The sequence below is a fragment of the Enterococcus gilvus ATCC BAA-350 genome (assembly GCF_000407545.1).
In the GTDB taxonomy this organism is placed as follows: domain Bacteria; phylum Bacillota; class Bacilli; order Lactobacillales; family Enterococcaceae; genus Enterococcus_A; species Enterococcus_A gilvus.
This window is the reverse complement of sequence record NZ_ASWH01000001.1, coordinates 2,556,652-2,574,645: the sequence shown is the minus strand read 5'-3', so window position 1 is coordinate 2,574,645 and position 17,994 is coordinate 2,556,652. Positions and strand designations below refer to the sequence as shown.

18 protein-coding genes are annotated in these 17,994 nt (G+C 45.8%); 17 read left to right on the top strand and 1 reads right to left on the bottom strand.

Annotation, left to right across the window (positions count from 1 at the left end; all coding sequences use genetic code 11):
- Window positions 1-3: 3 nt before the first annotated feature.
- The 16 genes from I592_RS12815 (at window position 4) to I592_RS12740 (ending at window position 16,244) form a co-directional block, all read left to right on the top strand.
- On the top strand, window positions 4-1,116 hold the full coding sequence (locus I592_RS12815; protein WP_010779775.1) for an amidohydrolase/deacetylase family metallohydrolase: 1,113 nt from the start codon (window positions 4-6) through the stop codon (window positions 1,114-1,116).
- Complete coding sequence (locus I592_RS12810) at window positions 1,100-2,188, top strand: DgaE family pyridoxal phosphate-dependent ammonia lyase (RefSeq protein WP_010779776.1); 1,089 nt, start codon at window positions 1,100-1,102, stop codon at window positions 2,186-2,188. Before I592_RS12815 ends, I592_RS12810 begins: the two co-directional genes overlap by 17 nt.
- A gap of 61 nt (window positions 2,189-2,249) precedes the next feature.
- Window positions 2,250-2,987, top strand: coding sequence for a 2-dehydro-3-deoxy-phosphogluconate aldolase (gene dagF, locus I592_RS12805; RefSeq protein WP_010779777.1), 738 nt, complete (start codon window positions 2,250-2,252; stop codon window positions 2,985-2,987).
- Between the two features lie 232 nt (window positions 2,988-3,219).
- Window positions 3,220-3,654, top strand: coding sequence for a hypothetical protein (locus I592_RS12800; protein ID WP_010779778.1), 435 nt, complete (start codon window positions 3,220-3,222; stop codon window positions 3,652-3,654).
- 390 nt (window positions 3,655-4,044) lie between these two features.
- Window positions 4,045-5,037: an ABC transporter ATP-binding protein gene (locus I592_RS12795; RefSeq protein ID WP_010779779.1), complete on the top strand. Its 993-nt coding sequence runs from the start codon at window positions 4,045-4,047 to the stop codon at window positions 5,035-5,037.
- The gene (locus tag I592_RS12790) at window positions 5,038-6,021 is read left to right on the top strand and encodes an ABC transporter ATP-binding protein (protein WP_010779780.1); all 984 of its coding nucleotides are present in this window, start codon (window positions 5,038-5,040) and stop codon (window positions 6,019-6,021) included.
- A gap of 89 nt (window positions 6,022-6,110) precedes the next feature.
- On the top strand, window positions 6,111-7,715 hold the full coding sequence (locus I592_RS12785; protein WP_010779781.1) for an ABC transporter substrate-binding protein: 1,605 nt from the start codon (window positions 6,111-6,113) through the stop codon (window positions 7,713-7,715).
- A 24-nt stretch (window positions 7,716-7,739) separates the two neighbouring features.
- Window positions 7,740-8,762 carry an ABC transporter permease gene (locus I592_RS12780; protein ID WP_010779782.1) on the top strand — a complete coding sequence of 341 codons (1,023 nt, stop codon included), beginning with the start codon at window positions 7,740-7,742 and terminating at the stop codon, window positions 8,760-8,762.
- A complete protein-coding gene (locus I592_RS12775; RefSeq protein ID WP_010779783.1) occupies window positions 8,762-9,589 on the top strand; it encodes an ABC transporter permease in 828 nt (275 codons plus the stop codon). Before I592_RS12780 ends, I592_RS12775 begins: the two co-directional genes overlap by 1 nt.
- A 161-nt stretch (window positions 9,590-9,750) precedes the next feature.
- A complete protein-coding gene (locus I592_RS12770; protein WP_010779784.1) occupies window positions 9,751-10,167 on the top strand; it encodes a GNAT family N-acetyltransferase in 417 nt (138 codons plus the stop codon).
- Between the two features lie 209 nt (window positions 10,168-10,376).
- Window positions 10,377-11,402 carry a serine hydrolase gene (locus tag I592_RS12765; protein WP_010779785.1) on the top strand — a complete coding sequence of 342 codons (1,026 nt, stop codon included), beginning with the start codon at window positions 10,377-10,379 and terminating at the stop codon, window positions 11,400-11,402.
- Between the two features lie 116 nt (window positions 11,403-11,518).
- On the top strand, window positions 11,519-12,214 hold the full coding sequence (locus tag I592_RS12760; protein WP_010779786.1) for an N-acetylmannosamine-6-phosphate 2-epimerase: 696 nt from the start codon (window positions 11,519-11,521) through the stop codon (window positions 12,212-12,214).
- 410 nt (window positions 12,215-12,624) lie between these two features.
- Window positions 12,625-14,751: a pectate lyase-like adhesive domain-containing protein gene (locus I592_RS12755; RefSeq protein ID WP_244265177.1), complete on the top strand. Its 2,127-nt coding sequence runs from the start codon at window positions 12,625-12,627 to the stop codon at window positions 14,749-14,751.
- Window positions 14,752-14,753: 2 nt separating this feature from the next.
- A complete protein-coding gene (locus I592_RS12750; RefSeq protein WP_010779788.1) occupies window positions 14,754-15,272 on the top strand; it encodes a hypothetical protein in 519 nt (172 codons plus the stop codon).
- A 105-nt stretch (window positions 15,273-15,377) separates the two neighbouring features.
- A complete protein-coding gene (locus I592_RS12745; protein ID WP_010779789.1) occupies window positions 15,378-15,995 on the top strand; it encodes a hypothetical protein in 618 nt (205 codons plus the stop codon).
- Between the two features lie 21 nt (window positions 15,996-16,016).
- The gene (locus I592_RS12740) at window positions 16,017-16,244 is read left to right on the top strand and encodes an LPXTG cell wall anchor domain-containing protein (protein WP_010779790.1); all 228 of its coding nucleotides are present in this window, start codon (window positions 16,017-16,019) and stop codon (window positions 16,242-16,244) included.
- 35 nt (window positions 16,245-16,279) lie between these two features.
- On the opposite strand, the gene I592_RS12735 is transcribed toward I592_RS12740, so the two are convergent.
- Window positions 16,280-17,008, bottom strand: coding sequence for a DNA alkylation repair protein (locus I592_RS12735; RefSeq protein ID WP_010779791.1), 729 nt, complete (start codon window positions 17,006-17,008; stop codon window positions 16,280-16,282).
- Window positions 17,009-17,199: 191 nt separating this feature from the next.
- Here I592_RS12735 and I592_RS12730 point away from each other — a divergent pair, with 191 nt between their 5' ends.
- On the top strand, window positions 17,200-17,856 hold the full coding sequence (locus I592_RS12730; protein WP_010779792.1) for a TerC family protein: 657 nt from the start codon (window positions 17,200-17,202) through the stop codon (window positions 17,854-17,856).
- The last annotated feature ends 138 nt before the right edge of the window (window positions 17,857-17,994 follow it).

Here is a 17,994-nt window from a genome sequence, read left to right as displayed (position 1 = left end):
AGGATGTTTGATGTATTAATCAAAAACGGCAAACGGATGGACGGAGAAAAAGTAGAAGTTGCGATAAAAGATGGCGTGATCTTAAACGTGGACACACAGATCGAATCCTCTGCAAAAGAGGTGATCGACTTAGCCGGTGCACATTATGTTTCTGCTGGTTGGATCGATGATCACGTACATTGCTACGAAAAAATGAGCCTCTATTATGATTACCCAGATGAGATCGGTGTAACAAAAGGTGTTACGACCGTGATCGATGCGGGAACGACTGGCGCGGAAAATATCGGTGATTTCTATGAGCTTGCGAAGAAGGTGAAAACCAATGTCTACGCGCTAATGAATATCTCTAAGTGGGGGATCGTCGAGCAGGACGAATTAGCGGATCTGTCGAAGATCCAAGCAGACTTGGTAAAAGCACGGATCGCTGAGCTTCCCCAGTTCGTCATTGGCTTGAAGGCACGCATGAGCAAGACGGTCGTGGGAGAGAATGGAATCACACCGTTAGAGCTGGCAAAGGAGATCCAACAAGAAAACGACGACCTGCCATTAATGATCCACATTGGATCGGCACCGCCGGAACTGCGAGACGTATTGGCGCTCCTCGATGAAGGCGATGTGCTGACGCATTGCTTCAATGGCAAGCCGAACGGGATCTTAGATCAAGAGACCGATCAGATCAAGGATTTTGCGAGAGCTGCCTATGAAAAAGGGATCGTCTTTGACATTGGGCATGGGACGGACAGCTTTAATTTCCATGTTGCAGAGAGGGCGTTAAAAGAAGGCATCAAAGCAACGACTATCAGTACAGATATTTATCACCGCAATCGTGAGAATGGACCGGTGTATGATTTGGCGACCACGATGGAAAAGCTGCGGGTCTTAGGCTATTCATGGGAAGAGATTCTTGAGAAGGTGACCGTTGTTCCGGCGAGCTGTTTCCATTTAGAGAAAAAAGGGCGTTTAGCAGCAGGCTTTGACGCGGACATCACGATCTTTGATGTGGAAGACGGTGAAAAAGTACTGACGGATTCAAACGGCTTCACACGTGTAGCAAAAGAAGTGATCAAACCAGTGAAAACAATTATTGGAGGCGCCATTTATGACAATGAGCTATGACAAATTTGGCTTGAAGGAGGTCATCAACGCCTCAGGAAAGATGACGATCTTAGGCGTATCAAAAGTGTCAGAATCAGTTCTCGCGGCACAGCGCTTCGGCGGCGAACACTTCTTTGAAATGAGTGACTTGTTGATCCAGACAGGCGCTTATCTCGCAGAGCTTCTTAAGGTGGAGGACGCGCAGATCGTGTCCTCGGCCTCCGCTGGGATCGCACAATCCGTCGCGGCGGTGATCGGTGAGGGCAGTCTTTATCACGCCTACCATCCCTACACGACGCGGATCACGAAGCGGGAGATCCTTTTGCCGAAGGGGCACAATGTCGACTATGGGACCCCCGTTGAAGTGATGGTGAACCAAGGAGGCGGTCACGTCATTGAAGCCGGCTATGCCAATGGCTGTTCACCAGAACAAATGGAAATGATGATCACAGAAAACACCGCAGCGCTGCTCTATATCAAAAGCCATCATACGGTACAAAAAAGCATGCTGACAGTGACTGAGGCAGCTGCGGTGGCTGAAAAGCATCACTTGCCTTTGATCGTAGATGCCGCAGCGGAAGAAGACCTGTTTAAATACAGTCAAGCCGGTGCGGATCTGGTGATCTACTCTGGAGCGAAGGCTCTTGAAGGTCCCAGCAGCGGATTAGTGCTCGGCAAAGCTTCATATATTGAGTGGGTACGTATGCAGGGGAAAGGCATTGGTCGGGCCATGAAGATCGGGAAAGACACTATTCTGGGTCTAACACAAGCCGTGGAAGATCGACTAAAGATGGGCGCTGAGACTGGCGAGTCGATGAAGAGGCGATTGACTCCTTTTTTCGAAGCACTCAATCAGATCGATGGTTTGACGGCATCGGTGGTTCAGGATGGGGCAGGTCGCGACATTTATCGTGCCAGTGTGAAAATAGAAAAGGGATCAGCGAAAGCCGTGATCGCGGCTTTGAAGGCGGAAGATCCTGCTATTTATACCCGCGAATACCAAGCCAACAACGGCATAATCGAATTCGATATTCGTGCCGTAAAAGAAGAGGAAATGGCGAAGATCGTGAGCCGGCTGAAGGAGATTTTGTAAATCAGCGGAACCAATTGCAGCAAGAGGAAATTAAATCAATCGAAATGGGGAACAAGCAATTATGTCATTGACACCAAAATATTATAAAGATCGCGTGTGTCTGAATGTTTTAGCGAATTCAGTCGAAAACGCGCGTGAATGTTACGAAGCGGCAGAAGGGCACGTCGTTTTAGGTGTGCTATCAAAGAACTACACCAGTGATGAGGCCGCCATCACAGATATGAAGAACTATCAGGAGGCGACGGAAAACGCGTTGTCTGTTGGCTTGGGTGCCGGTAATCCCAACCAAAGCCAAATGGTCTCGCGGATCTCTGGCGAATTGCAGCCGCATCACGTCAATCAAGTATTTACAGGTGTGGGAACCTCGCGTGCGCTGTTAGGACAAAAGGAGACAGTGATCAACGGACTGGTCTCTCCTTGCGGCAAAGTGGGGTACGTCAATATTGCCACAGGTCCTTTGAGCGCCCAAACAATAGAGGCGATCGTACCTATTGAGACTGCCATCGCGCTTTTGAAGGATATGGGGGGGAGTTCCCTTAAGTATTTCCCGATGAAGGGCTTGACCTGCAAAGAGGAATACCAGGCAGTAGCAAAGGCGTGCGCAGAAAATGATTTTTATCTTGAGCCAACGGGCGGCATCGATTTGGAGAACTTCCAAGAAATCCTTCAAATCGCTTTGGATGCGGGGGTTGAAAAGGTGATTCCTCATATTTACAGCTCGATCATTGATTCAGCGACAGGGAATACACGCCCTGAGGACGTTGAAAAATTGTTAGCTATGGTAAAAGAAGTTCTTTAGTCTACTCTAGGAGCCTTTGACGGATGTCGTGGGCTTCTTTTTCTTGTTCATAAAAATATTTTGTGAAATAAAACACAAATCGTTGACAGCTTTTTTAAAATGCTGTAGGTTAAAGGGGAGCTAATAAAATGGAGACTTTATTGTAAAGGAAGAACAACATAGAGTGGGCAATAAAAATTTTGTTATTATTAGTGAAAATATGCACAATAATAAGACACAAGGAGGAAACGAAATGATCGAAACATTTGTCTTTTCAAGCGAGACGATTTTTTTAAAGAAAGAAGATCAGACGAAAATCCACCAACTCTTGGATTATCTGAAAAGCCGCGGGCAACAAATCGGTGTAGTTTTCTATGATCAAGCAACGATGAACGACGTATTACTGGAACAGCATTTAGCAGATTATTTAGATTTTTCTATCAATGGGGAAGAAACCGAAACGATCCCTCATGGCCTAGTCGATTTCCTGCAGGTAGAGCTGGCCCATCAAAAGGTCAATTTTATCTCAAAATCGCTGGAGCAGCTTGAAAAAGCAAAAACACTCGGATTCAAACCGATCTACTTGGCGGAAAATTGTGACAAGGAGTCCTTTCCGTGCCTGTCGTTTAGGGATTTTGACGCCTTGCATCTGGGGATCATCGAGAGTCGCTTCGAGAACTTCATGTAACTGCTAGTCCAATAGAAAAACAAGAGCCTTCGACAGTTTTTAAAAGAAAACTGTCGAAGGTTCTTTTTTGTTATTTGTAGGTTCTTGAAAGTGTCATTAAAAGAAGAAAAATAAAATACAGTTTTTTTAAATCTTTGTCACTCAGAATAATTTAATAATAAATTGAATGTTTTTGGGTTTAGTGCAATGAGAGGTGATATCACTGAGTTTCTAAAAAAGGTGCTTAAAACTTTATATTGACAATCTTTCTTCAACTGGTATAATCAAAAAATAAAATATTTTTACGATATATTGAGCAAAAGAAATGAAAAAAGCCAATTTTAAAATGAGAGACTATAGTTATTTTTTAATCTTTAATTAAAAATAAAAAGGTAGGGAGTTAATTATTTTATGGAGAAAGAACTACTGCGGGTCGAAGGACTGACGGTCAAATTTCGGACCTATAACGGAGAAGTAACTGCCGTAAATAATTTAGAGCTTCTATTAAATGAAAATGAAACGTTAGGAATCGTTGGCGAAAGCGGCAGCGGGAAAAGTGTGACGTCTTTGAGCATCATGGGCTTATTGGATGAATCCACGAGCAGTGTGTCGGGACGAGCGCTCTTCAAGGGAACGGATCTCGTAGCAATGAAGGAAAAAGAGAAGCAGCAGTTTCGCGGCAATCACTTGGCGATGATTTTCCAAGAGCCGATGACTTCATTGAATCCGCTCCATAAATGCGGGAATCAGATCATCGAGTCTATGCTGATCCATACCGACTGTTCAAAGGCGGAGGCGAAGGAAAAGGCGATCGAGCTGTTGAAGCTCGTCGGCATCCCTGCGCCGGAACAACGCTTCAATGAATACCCCCATCAGATGTCCGGTGGGATGCGCCAACGGGTGATGATTGCCATGGCGCTTGCTTGCGATCCGCAGCTCTTGATCGCCGATGAACCGACGACTGCTCTCGACGTAACGATCCAAGCGCAAATTCTGGAAGTGCTGAAGGAGCTGAGGGACCGTCTCAAAATGGGGATCATTCTCATCACACATGACTTAGGAGTCGTGTCAGAAGTTTGTGACCGCGTGATCGTGATGTATACCGGAAAAGTCGTGGAGGAAGGGTTGATCCGTGAGATCCTTGATGATCCGAAGCATCCTTATACGGAAGGCTTGATCGCGGCTATCCCTGCGATCAACGATCAAAAGGGGGAATTGAGCAGCATCGAAGGGGTCGTTCCCCAATTGGACGACATGCCGAAGGGTTGCAGCTTCCATCCCCGTTGTCCTTACGCGATGCCTATCTGCAAGGAGAAACGTCCGGCGATCACGACGATCGAGCATGGGCGCAAGGTTCGCTGCTTTAAGTATTCGACGGAAGAAGAGATCGAGGTGACGACATAGATGAGGACGCAAGAACCGATTATTGAAATGACACATGTGAAGCAATATTTTGAGATCCGCGACAGTAAAGGAAAAAAAGGCACGCTGAAGGCAGTGGACGATGTGTCGATCACGGTATTCAAGGGAGAAACATTCGGCATCGTAGGAGAAAGCGGCTGTGGCAAGAGCACGCTAGGAAAGACGATGTTGAACCTAGGGGCAATGACGGACGGAACGATCATTATTGATGGTCAAGATGTCAGCGCCTTCAAGAATCGAAAAGAAAAAATCGCCTTTGGATCGAAAGTCCAGCTTGTTTTTCAAGACCCGTCTGCTTGTCTGAATCCTCGGAACAAGATCCGGGACATTTTGGCGGAGCCTTTTCAGATCCATCATAAGAAGGACATGACGAAAGCAGAGATCGAGACAGAAATCGATCGGCTGCTGACCATGGTAGGGTTGGCGACCAATTACAAAAAACGATACCCTCATGAAATGTCAGGAGGGCAAAAGCAGCGGATCGGAATCGCCCGCGCATTGGCGTTGCGGCCGGAGATCGTCATTTGCGATGAGCCTGTATCGGCGTTGGATGTATCGATTCAGGCACAGGTCATTAATTTGCTGGTGGAATTGCAAAAGCAATTGGACCTTACGTATATGTTTATATCTCATGATTTAGGTGTGGTCTATCATTTATGTGATCGTATCGCGGTGATGTATTTAGGCAATATCGTGGAGTTGGCAGATCGGGATGCGCTGTATAACGACACGCTTCATCCTTATACAAAGGCCTTGATCTCCGCAGCACCGACGATCAGTAAGACGAAGACGGAACGAATCGTGCTGACCGGAGACGTACCGAGTCCAGCAAATCCGCCAACGGGCTGTAAGTTCCATACGCGTTGCCCATTCGCGATGGCGGTATGCAAAACTGACGTTCCTGAACTGACAGAAGTAAAAGACGATCACTTTGTGGCTTGTCATTTACATAAAAAAGAGGGGTAGCTTTTGTGCCTCAGCGGCGTGTTAATCAGACTTAATTTTTCCTAGGAAAAATTAAATACATTTAGCAAACATAAGGAGGAGTACAAGGTATGAAAAAAGGAAAGATGTTGTGGAGCGTCATTTGTTTAGTGATGTTGACACTCGCTGGCTGCGGCGGCGGTGGCGGCAGCACAGACGGGTCAAACGATGGTGGCGGCAGCGGGGATGGCGACAAGACATTGGTAGTTGGGATGGCTTCTGATCTGAAAACTTTGGACCCTCATCATGGGTATGAAGTCTATGGGAACATGGTTTATTATGCGTTGTATGACTATTTGTATCGCACGTATGAATCCTCGACTCCAGAGCCTTCATTAGCGGAATCTCATGAATTAGATGATTCGCAAAAGGTGCATACCTTCAAAATCAAAGAAGGCGTGAAATTCTCAAGCGGAAACGAATTGACTTCAAAAGACGTGAAATTTAGTGTGATGCGGACCAAAAACCTGAAGAGTAATACGACGCATCATACAGAAAATGTGGAAAACATCGAAACACCGGATGACTACACGGTGAAATTCACATTGAAGGAGCCGGATGCTGCCTTCTTAGTGAAGCTGGCGAACAACTCTTTTGCGATCGTGGATTCTGAAGTGGTGAAAGAACACGGCGGAACGGATGCAGAAGACGCGTCTTCTAAAGATACGGCTGAAAAATGGCTGAATGCAAATTCTGCCGGTTCTGGGGCGTACACGTTGGACAAATGGAAACAAAACGAAGAATTGAGCTTGGTCAAGAACAAGGAATACTGGGGCGAAGTGAAGAATGACAAAGTGATCTGTAAAGAGATCCCAGATGTGAATACTCAGATCCAAATGTTGAAGCAAGGCGATATTGATATTGCGTTAGGGATCGGTGTCGACAACGTATCGCAATTGAAGGATCAAGAAGGCGTGAAGATCAAAAACTACGTCGGCTCGACAACGACCTTCTTATTAATGAACCAAGATGAAAAAATCGGTGGACCGATGGCGAATCCAAAAGTACAAGAAGCAGTTCGTAAAGCGATCAATTACAAAGAGCTGTTGAAAATCTCAGGCGATAAATCTGTCTTGCCGTTAGATATCGTACCAAAAGGATTTACCGGCGCGTTAGAAAAAGAAGAAGATTATCAAGATTTAGACGAAGCGAAGAAATTGATGGAGGAAGCCGGCTACAAGGACGGCTTTGAAGTGAAATTCACCGTGGCGAACTTTGATACAGAGGGAATGTCATGGACGACCTTAGGACAAAAGATCAAAGACGATTTAGAAAAAATCGGGATCAATGCCAAGATCGAAACTTCTGAGATCGGGGTCGTTATCGATTCGTATCGCGAAGGGAAAGAAGCCTTCTTGCTGATGCATTGGCATCCAGACTATATGGAGATCAATAACCAGTTAGTCTTTTTACCAGGCGACACAGTCGGCGAACGGGCGAAATGGATGGATACTTCGAATACGAAGATGGAGGAATTGAAGAAAACGATCCAAACAGAATCTGATGAAGACAAACGAGTGGCCGCATCAGAGGAATTACAAAAACTATTGGCGAACGATATGCCATACGCGTTCTTAGTTCAACATCCGAAAGTATTGGCCTACCGTGACAACTTAAAAGGCGTGAACTACTTCGAAGTACAAAAAATCAATTTCCAAGATGTTGAGATCAACTAACCAAAAGGCAAGGGGCAAAAGTGTATGAGGAATATGGCTAGATTTTTATTACGGCGCTTCGTGTTTGTCTGTTTTTTGATCATTGGGGTGACGTTTTTGGTATTCATGATCTCCCACCTCGTTCCCAGTGATCCGATCGCATCAAACATGAGTCCAAATGCGATGAGCGATCCTGCAGCAGTAGCGGCGTATAAAGCCCGTTGGGGATTGGACAAACCGCTAATGGAACAATATTTTATCTACCTGAGCAATTTGCTGCGGGGGGATTTAGGGATTTCGATTCGTACTGGTAATCCGGTTATCAGTGATTTAAAACAGTTTTTCCCTGCAACTTTGGAACTCTCCATCATGGCGATGCTGATCGCTGTTTTATTCGGGATCACGTTTGGGATCATCTCTGCCGTTTACCGCAACAAGCCGTTTGATTATCTAGTTCGTACGATCTCAATCAGCGGGGTCTCGATCCCGAACTTCTGGTTCGCATTAGTCATGCTGCTGCTGTTTTATTCAAAATGGCGCTTGTTCCCAGGGGGCGGGCGAGTCAGTTCGCGGGTGTCCGCACCCACTGGGGGGACCGGCCTGTATGTGCTGGATGCATTGACGAGCGGAAATTGGACACTGTTGAATGACGCGCTGTCTCATTTGATCTTGCCGGCGATCGTCCTTGGATTCTTCACGATGGGACTGATCTCGCGGCAGACGCGTTCGAATTTGTTGGAGGTTTCTTCGCTGGACTACATTCGAACAGCGAAAGCAAAGGGATTGTCGCAGCGCCAGATCGTGTTGCGGCACGCGTTGGGAAATGCCTTGATCCCAGTCATCACCGTGATGGGGATGGGCTTTAGCAATCTGTTAGGCGGGATGGTGTTCGTTGAGAAGATCTTCTCGTGGCCGGGAATCGGACAATATGCGTATCTTTCAGCGACCACACTAGACTTTCCAGCGATCTGCGGGGTCTCATTGCTGATCGCGATGATCAATGTGGTATTGAATCTCTTCATTGATATTCTTTATGGGGTCATTGATCCGAGAGTGAGGTACAGCTGATGAAACGACTACTAAAGCAAAAAAACTTTTTATTCAAATTAGGGATCGTCATCTGTGCTTTGTGGGTGCTCGTCGCTGTGCTCGCACCCGTGATCGTTCCGAAAAATCCATTGGCACAGGATATGATGGGCCGCTTTTTAGCACCGGGTTCAGCGGGGCATTTATTAGGTACTGATGAATTGGGCCGAGACGTGTTCTCTCGGGTATTGATGGGAAGCCGTGTGTCCATCACGGCAGGCTTAGTGACGGTCTGTATCACGATCGTCATCGGAACTATCTATGGCGGGATCGCCGGTTATGTCGGTGGGATCGTGGATGACATCATGATGCGGTTTGCAGAGCTGATCGCGGCTTTTCCGCCGCTGATCTTGGCGATGGTCATCGCAGCCGCATTAGGCCCGAGTATTTTTAATTCGGTCTTGGCGATGACGATCATCTGGTGGCCCAACTATGCACGGCTGATGCGCAGTCTCGTGATCACCTTGAAAGAAAATGAGTACATCGTCGCGTCGAAGGTCTTGGGCGCAAGTCATCTCAGAATCTTAGTCAAAGAGATCGTTCCGAATGCGCTAGGTTCACTTTTAGTAATGGCGACCTTGGACATCGGGAATGCGATCGTGACCTTTTCCGGTCTAAGTTTCTTAGGCTTGGGAACGCAGCCACCGACACCTGAATGGGGCTCGATGGTCTCTGACGGCGTCAACAATATGAACTATTGGTGGATCTCTACCTTTCCGGGGATCGCGATCTTCTCGATGTCGATCGGTGCCAATTTTGTGGGTGATGGGATGCGGGATTATCTCGATCCGAAAATAAAAAATAAGTAACGTCAAAGGTTAAAAACAAATACGGCCTTCCGCTAATTAAACGAGCAGCATTGAGGAAGTCAGTCTGTTAAACTAAGTTTTGTGAGTCGGAGGGCAATCATTGCTGGATAAGATATTTCTTATCCAGCTTTTTTTGTACCCAAAATTGGAGGGATAGATACATGGCAATCAAAGTAGAAGCCTATCAGGCAAATAAAGAATCGGCGATCAAGCAATTGGATCAATACACGGTCAAAAAAGTTCCCACGTTGACAAATCATGCGTTTAAAGAGGTCAGCTTTGTTTACGAAGAAGCGGGGGACATTTTAGGCAGGATCGTAGGGGAGATCCATTGGAATTACTTACGGATCGAGCTGTTTTATGTTGGAGATGAAACTCGCGGCAAAGGGGTCGGCAGCCAGCTGTTGGCGCAAATCGAAGCCGTTGCTCGAGAAGAACACTGCACGCTGATTTTGTTGGAGACGATGAGCTTCAACGCCCCGAATTTCTATTTGAAGCACGGCTACGAGATCAATGGACAGATTGATGATCATCCGCTGAAAAGTGAAACGCACTATTTTATGACTAAAAGATTGTAACAATAAAAGGAAGAACAGCTTGTTGCTTAATTATAAAAAACAAGCTGTTTTTTATTTTTTTATGAAATGTCGCGGTATCCAAGCCAACGATTTAAACAATATTTATAAATTATATATTCTTTTTTAAAAGGAATTATTTTGATAATGAAATATGATAAACTTATTATCGAGAACATTCGAAACTAAGCGATGGAGAGAAGGCGAGAGCTTTGGGAAGACATACCGATCCAAATGAGAAGCATCTAGGAAAATACATCGTGCTTGGGGCGGCCACATTGCTGCTGGCAGGAGGCGCTGTTTTTGGCGTGACACGTGTATTCAATAAACCAGAGGAGACTCCGCAGCAAAGGGTGACTGCTAAAGAAAGTCAAGCCTCTTCAAAGGAAAAAGAGACGTCACAGTCTACGAAGCAAGCCACGAAGAAGTCTTCTGAGAAGAAAAAACCAGTGAAGAAAACGTCCGAGTCCTCAAAGAAGAAAAAAACGCAGGAATCCAGCAAGAAAAAGGAAGCAAAAAAGAAAACAGCAACGAAAACAACGAAGCAGGCTGCCGTTAAAATAGACGCGGAGAAGCTGACGCAAAGTGCCGGTAAAGTCTATTACGGGGTGCATTATTTTAAGAGCAAGCAAGAGGTTTCCAGCAATAATTCCGAGCCGACGATCGCCGCTAATGTCATCGAATTATTCATCATGGATTACGCTTTGGCGCAGCCAGAAGGCAGCAACCAAGTCATCCAGGACAAGAAACTGACCGAGTGGCTGACACCAATGATCCAGCAGCACGACATCAACGCGACCAATGTATTGATCGATCATTATGGCATGGATAAATTGAACGACTATTTCAAGGCGCAAGGATATACGGACACGACACTGAATCGTCGGATGGTGGATATCAATGTTCGCATCACAGATGAGGACAATTACACTTCGTTGAACGATTGCATGAAATTACTGAGAAAACTGTATGACGAACGTGAAAAAGAACCGCAGAAAACGATGCTGGAGATTTTGAAGGGTCAGAAGATCCGCACCAAGATTCCTAAGGAACTGCCGAAAGACACCACGGTAGCCAATCTTACTGGCGAGCAGCAAAGCGTCGAAAATGATATCGGGCTTGTTCTGACAGACGATCAGCCGTTTGCGATCGTCGTATTGACCAATGAGGTCTCAGATATCGTAAAGACCAGAACAGCGATCGCTGACTTTAGTTTAGCGGCGACGAAGGTGAACTAAAAAACGCGTACTCCTCTTGGAGTGCGCGTTTTTATTTGGACTATACAGAATCGGCGTTGCATGGTACGTTTGTTTTATATTATGAAAGCGTACGCTTATAGAATGGAGTGCAGCAGATGAAAAAAGAAGAATTTTTAGCAAAAATCAACGGCGGCTTGATCGTTTCATGCCAAGCGCTGCCTGGAGAACCCTTATATACGGAAGCCGGAGGAATCATGCCGTTGCTTGCTTTAGCAGCTAAGGAAGCTGGTGCAGCAGCGATCCGAGCCAATTCTGTAAGAGATATCCAAGAAATCAAAGCAAAGGTAGCTTTGCCGCTGATCGGGCTGATAAAAAAACAATACCCGCCAGAAGAACCTTTCATCACGGCAAGCATGCAAGAGGTCGATGAATTGGCGGCGACGGGGGTAGAGGTGATTGCGTTGGATTGCACCTTGCGGAAACGACACGATGGCTTGACGATCGCCCAGTTTATCCAGCAAATCAAAGAAAAGTATCCAGAGCAATTGTTGATGGCAGATATCGCAACGATCGAAGAAGGAAAAAATGCCTATGAAGCAGGCGTTGAATTTGTAGGAACGACCTTGAGCGGCTACACGGCTGAGACGGCTTCTCGCAGCGGCAAGGGTCCAGATTATGCGTTGATGGAGCAGTTGATTGCGCTGGAGATCCCCGTCATAGCAGAAGGGCAGATCCATACGCCGGCGCAAGCCAAAAAAATCCAAGAAATGGGCGTCAGCGGAATCGTAGTCGGCGGAGCGATCACACGTCCCAAAGAGATCGCGGAACGATTTATAGCAGAATTAAAATAACAAAAATCAAGAACTCGTAAAGGGTTCTTCTTTTTTTGCTCAAATTTCTTCAAATGCTCTCTTGCAGGTACAATGTGACTAAAAATATCGTTTTCTTTATTTGTAATAAATACGTTTTCATTTTTGAAAATTTTATTTAAAAATAGTTTTAATAAAAGAACATCTGCTATAAAAAAGGAGACGATTCCTGAATGGTCTTTATTCAAAATATTTGGCTATAAATAACGAAAAATAAAATTAACTTCAAAAACAGTGATTATTTTATATTTTTCATTTTATTGGAATTGTTTTATATAAATAATCGTTCTATATTAGATATAAATGCAAAATAATAGTTTACGGAGTAGATAATCATGAATATAAGGGTAATGTTGGTTATATTTCTCTCTTCTTTGGTATGCACGTCTCCTATGTTCGCCGCAGATACAGCTTATGCAGACACACTTTCCAGTGCACAGACTGGAGAATCAGTCAGCGTAGCGGATCGCAGCGAGCCTCTTTCTTCGACTACAGAAACACAGCAGATCACCGAAACGTCTGCTGCGCCCACCGCGGAGTCTTCCACTTCAGAGCAGAATTCTGAGCCGAAATCAACGGTCCCTGCCTCCGAAGCAGAGACAAAACAACAAGCCTACGATGGCGAGTGGAAGCTGGTCAGTAGCTTCGCGGAGTTGAAGGCTGCTTTAGATGCGAAAGAGCCGCTGATCAAATTGGCTCCTTCTACGGAGGTATTTGATCTAGGGACTTCAGGCCTTCAAATCAGCGGAAATGTCACGATCGACGGAAACAATCGTCAGCTTTCCTACAACGGGAACAGAGGCTTTTATTCAAATACAAACGGGTTGACCATCACCTTGCAGAATATGACGTTTGGTTCGCCGGATTATACAGTGAACGCAGTTGGCTTATATGGGATCATGCAGACCAGTTCTGTGACAGATCTGTATGTCAACAACGTCAACTACTACTCGAACAAAACGGCGCAGCCCTTTTATGTTCGAGGTGCAGCCAGCAAGATTCATTTTCAAGGAGTCAATCGGTTTATGCAGCAGAATCCCGATGGGTCGGTTGCCAGCGGGGAAGAATTCGCGGAGTGCAACAATCTGATTTTTGAAGCTGGGACTCAGACGACGATCGTTCAAAACACCAATGGTGCGTTAGGGTTTATGTGGATGTTCAGCAATCCTGGAAATATTACAGTCAATGATGGCGCGGACGTTTCCATCACGACCAACCACAATCTGATCTACTCAGATGGCAGCAACAACGGCACGATCGCTTTAGGTAAGAAGGCTAAGTTGTCCATCAAAGGAACCAATAATTCTATGGGGAATTTCTACTATGCGACACGACCAGCCTTTTGGACGATCGGAGAAGGTTCCGAGCTGTCGATCGACTATCCCAATAGTATTAAGCTGGCGAATAACAGCACGATCCTTTTTTCACCAGATGCGATCGGCGATCTGTCTGTTTCCAACAGTGAATCCTTCTTTGGTCCCGGCGTGGGCGCTGCTTCGACCTTTACGATCGACAATGCCAAGCGGATCAGCTTTCAAGGAAAAGCGGGAACTACGAACAATCCGATCGGGTTTTCTGGGGGAACAAATGCCTTTACCTTCGGCGCGTTTCAGGAAAATACGCCCGGCTATGAGGTGATCGCGAACAATGCGTCGTTGACCTCTCAATTAGACGCGGGGTCATGGACCGTCGCGGCTGGGACGATCTCACGTCAGGCGCTGCCGAATACGCCAGACTTTACCAGTGGAGAGAAGACCGCCCTCCAGCAAGCAAACAGCTTGGTCCTTCAGCGGCTGAATCCGCCAGTTCAATTAACGGGTGTCGGAAAGGACATCGCGGTGAATGATGCGACCTTCCATTTGACGGATTACCAGTTGAACGGCAATGACGCCAGGGTCCAAAAAGTGGCTTATAAATTGTATTCCAAACAAACCGATGATCCAGAGACAGCGACGGATGGATTGATTGAAGAACAGAATAAGAACAACTTAACGGAATCGGCACACTACTCAAATTTGAAGGAAAAGACAAATTATTGGCTGTATGTACGAATCATTTGTGATCTAGACAGTCAATCAAGCAAGTGGCTGGAGGTACCCTTCACGACACAGCAGGAAATGATCAATGTAGATTTTCCGATCGAAGTCGCTTTTTATTCGAAAAAGGATGGGGATGAGCAAAAGATCGTCCCAGCCGATACCTATACGATCGATAATCACAGCTCCTTCCCAGTGACGATCCAGGCGACAGACCTGACAGAGCTGAACAATCCAGGAAATATCCAACTGCTGACAGGTCCTGAGGAAGGAAATAAAAAAGACCTGCTGCTCCATTTGACTGAAGGAAATACCTCGTTGGGCGTATTGACGAAAAAACTGCAGGACGCGCCGCTGACCTTTAAAGAGCTGGCTGGACAGTCATCCACAAGCTTTGGCTTTTCCGGCAGTTATTACGGGGATCGTCACCAAGCGCAGCAGGTCCAATACCGTCTGACATTAACAGCGGAACGAAAGGAATAAACATGGAAGAAAAAAAACGCAAAAGAAAAGGACTGCTGATCCTGCTTTTACTTATTTTGATAGCGGCAGGAATCGGTGCCTATTTCTATACACGACAAACAGCCAGACCCGTCTCGATAGTGAGTGGAGAGTTTTTACCAGAGGGCAAAGATGCCGCGAAGATCAGTGAAAAAGAACTGAAAAAAATGGCGCAGCAAAAGGTAGATCGCAGCAAGTTCAACATGGTGATCGCCCCAGACGCGACCTTTGAGAAAAGTGACCAGCCGGGGGAATTGATCATCCAAAACCCTGCCCACAATGCCTATCCTGTAAATGTCGAAATCACACGAACAGACAATGGGGAGCTGATCTATACTTCGGGGGCGATCAAGCCAGGCTATGAGGTCAAAGAAGCGCAGCTTGAAAAGCCGCTTGCTAAAGGGGATTATCCGGCGACAGCGAAGTTTTCGTTATACGACGACAAAACCAAAGAAAAAAAAGGGGAAGTCGCTGCCAAGATCACGATTCACGTCAAGAATTAACCAAGACTGCCTTGCTGGATCGATGAGAAAGACACCAAAAAAGTAGAATTAATTTTTTTCACAGCGAAAAAATTTAATGAAATAGATAAGAAGAGGAGAATAAAGATGAAAAAAATTTTAAGCGGGTTACTATTGAGCGGTTTGTTATTCGGAGGAATTGCTGTACATGCAGCGGATGTCAATGGCGATGATTCTGCATCGATCACAGTAAACGGTTCGTTAGGTCAAGACAATACCGATGAAAATTCACCAAATACCGATGAAGGATCAAAGGATTGGATCAACGTGACCCTTGATACAGCCAATATTTTCTATACGACGAAAGCTTCTGAGCACAAGACCATCACTTCCCCAAGCTATACGATCACCAACAATTCTGGGCGTGCAGTAAAAGTCTCAGCAAGCAGCTTTACCGTGGACAGCGGAAATCTTACGAACGTAGATGCCTTGAAAATTAGCGGGAATGATTACGCAGGCGCGGAACAATCCGTGAATTTGAAAAGTTTTGCGGCAGGAGATTTCTTAACGCTTGCCAACACGAATGGAAAATTAAACGTGACGAATGACGCGGCGGATACCTATGCAAAATCAACGACGTATACTTACTCAGGGACGACAAAGGATGCGTACTACAAAACAAAAGCAGAACAAACCAAGCATACTTTGACACTTGCATTTGAAGCCCTAGGAAAAGATGGTCAAGCCGTTCAGCCTGCGCGTTAATTCAAGTAAGGAGACGGTCTCATGGAAAACGAGATTCACATTGAAGGCTATCTAGGCTCTGCGGAACAGCAGCCTTCTGAGTCAGCAGGAAAAGAGTCCGAACATAAAACTGCGCAGGTCACGAATGTTCAGGTCACACGGGCGTATCCGCAAACGGGAGAAAGTCAGAACCATTATTTGATGTTCTCCGGTCTTTGCTTGTTGCTGCTGTTGTTAGTGGTCAAACCGAAGAGAACGACAAAAAGTTAACTGATAGAGACAGGGGATACGCAGTGATCCCCTGTCTATTTTTGGTTTCTTTGGCCGTGCTTGATGATCCATTCCTGCGGGCTGCTTGAAGGCGTCTTTTTCCATTTGCGGATAAGTGCGTCTGCTTTTTCCGGTGCTTCTTTGTACAAGTCATTCAAATTATTGCCGACACTTTTTTGAACAAACTTCTCGGGATCGTCCTTCAAGTTAGTCAAAATCGTACTATAGCGGTCAAAGTCTTCGAGGGCGACCGTCAATTTTTGCGACCAGGGGAGGCGAATCCGAACCCCTTCACTAGCAAGACGGCGGACGTGTACATTCGGATCGCGGCTCCACAAAATCAGTTCCTCCATCACCTCTTGCGGGTGTGCCTTTAGTAACGACCGGATCGCATACTCTCCCGTAAACCGCTTCGTTAATTCCTTTAAAAAAGCCAATGAGGCCTCCCACGCGTCATTTCCATGACGTTCGACGTAGCGCCCGATCGGCCACAGCCACCAGCCAAAGCTGAACATCCCTGTCGATTGCTCTAATTCCGGTCCGAGGAGCGGATAAAAGGCTTGGATCGTTTCGGCATAGTCTCGCTTTAGGGCAATTTCTAACCCGTCAACGATACAATCGAAACGAGCAAAGAGTTCTTTATCCTCCAAATGACCCATAACGGCTGTCAGAAAAGCCTCCTTATCAAAGTCCGGCATGACGCTGTACAGTTTTTCCGAAAGGGTCAATACATAGGAATCATCGTAATAATCTTTATGCTTCACGTGTATACGCCTCCAATCTATGAGTTTATTTGATGATACCATAAACGAGCTGAAGGCTTCAGGACAGCATAAAGAATGATTCTGGTAAAGAGGGGACAAGTGAAACAAAAATCATTCGTGCATTTTCATGCTTTTTTCAGCAAAAAGTGGTATTTTAGACAGGATGATTTTTTTAGGAGGCAAAAAAGGAAATGAGTATTGAAATTGTATCGAAAGTTCTTTCGATCATCCTGTTGAATTTGGTATTAAGTGGCGACAATGCAGTCGTGATCGCATTGGCAACTAGAAAGCTGCCTGCAAGTGCACAAAATAAAGCCATCGTGATCGGAACTGCGGGTGCGATCGTATTGCGTATCCTGTTGATGTTGATCGCGGTTGAATTATTATTGGTCCCTTACGTCAAGATCGTTGGCGCGGGGTTGTTGTTTTATATCGCCTATGACTTATTGAAATCGAACGGAGAAGAGGCCGATGTCAAAAGTGAAACGACACTGCCCTCTGCGGTTCGTACCATCATCATTGCAGACCTCGTGATGAGTCTCGACAATGTACTGGCGATCGCTGGCGTGGCTGACGGGCACTTTGGCTTGGCTGTGCTTGGGTTGATCATTAGTATTCCCATCGTTATTTTCGGGAGTCAGGTCATATTGAAGCTGATGGATCGGTTCCCTTGGCTGATCTGGATCGGCGCACTCCTGATCGCTTACACAGCGGGATCGATGCTGGTGGAAGATACTTTTATTCATCACCTGCTGCGGGGGGTAAGTAATGGACATCTCGTCTCACTCGCTTCGTGCGTGTTATTGATCGGGATGTATGTTCTATTTAATCGCAAGAAATCGGAATAGAAGTAGTGAAGTCGCAGCAGAAAAGGCTGCGGCTTTTTTTCAGCAAATTTTTTATTAAAAATAAAAATGGGGTGACAGGCGCGAGGGGAAACGACTCCTTGAGAACTGAGAACGATTCTCTTTTGAAAGCCTTGCGAC

Excerpts from the sequence above, each read along its gene's own strand:
- I592_RS12815 (WP_010779775.1), top strand. The coding sequence starts at position 4 with ATGTTTGATGTATTAATCAAAAACGGCAAACGGATGGACGGAGAAAAA.
- I592_RS12810 (WP_010779776.1), top strand. The coding sequence starts at position 1,100 with ATGACAATGAGCTATGACAAATTTGGCTTGAAGGAGGTCATCAACGCC.
- dagF (WP_010779777.1), top strand. The coding sequence starts at position 2,250 with ATGTCATTGACACCAAAATATTATAAAGATCGCGTGTGTCTGAATGTT.
- I592_RS12800 (WP_010779778.1), top strand. The coding sequence starts at position 3,220 with ATGATCGAAACATTTGTCTTTTCAAGCGAGACGATTTTTTTAAAGAAA.
- I592_RS12795 (WP_010779779.1), top strand. The coding sequence starts at position 4,045 with ATGGAGAAAGAACTACTGCGGGTCGAAGGACTGACGGTCAAATTTCGG.
- I592_RS12790 (WP_010779780.1), top strand. The coding sequence starts at position 5,038 with ATGAGGACGCAAGAACCGATTATTGAAATGACACATGTGAAGCAATAT.
- I592_RS12785 (WP_010779781.1), top strand. The coding sequence starts at position 6,111 with ATGAAAAAAGGAAAGATGTTGTGGAGCGTCATTTGTTTAGTGATGTTG.
- I592_RS12780 (WP_010779782.1), top strand. The coding sequence starts at position 7,740 with ATGAGGAATATGGCTAGATTTTTATTACGGCGCTTCGTGTTTGTCTGT.
- I592_RS12775 (WP_010779783.1), top strand. The coding sequence starts at position 8,762 with ATGAAACGACTACTAAAGCAAAAAAACTTTTTATTCAAATTAGGGATC.
- I592_RS12770 (WP_010779784.1), top strand. The coding sequence starts at position 9,751 with ATGGCAATCAAAGTAGAAGCCTATCAGGCAAATAAAGAATCGGCGATC.
- I592_RS12760 (WP_010779786.1), top strand. The coding sequence starts at position 11,519 with ATGAAAAAAGAAGAATTTTTAGCAAAAATCAACGGCGGCTTGATCGTT.
- I592_RS12755 (WP_244265177.1), top strand. The coding sequence starts at position 12,625 with ATGTTCGCCGCAGATACAGCTTATGCAGACACACTTTCCAGTGCACAG.
- I592_RS12750 (WP_010779788.1), top strand. The coding sequence starts at position 14,754 with ATGGAAGAAAAAAAACGCAAAAGAAAAGGACTGCTGATCCTGCTTTTA.
- I592_RS12745 (WP_010779789.1), top strand. The coding sequence starts at position 15,378 with ATGAAAAAAATTTTAAGCGGGTTACTATTGAGCGGTTTGTTATTCGGA.
- I592_RS12740 (WP_010779790.1), top strand. The coding sequence starts at position 16,017 with ATGGAAAACGAGATTCACATTGAAGGCTATCTAGGCTCTGCGGAACAG.
- I592_RS12730 (WP_010779792.1), top strand. The coding sequence starts at position 17,200 with ATGAGTATTGAAATTGTATCGAAAGTTCTTTCGATCATCCTGTTGAAT.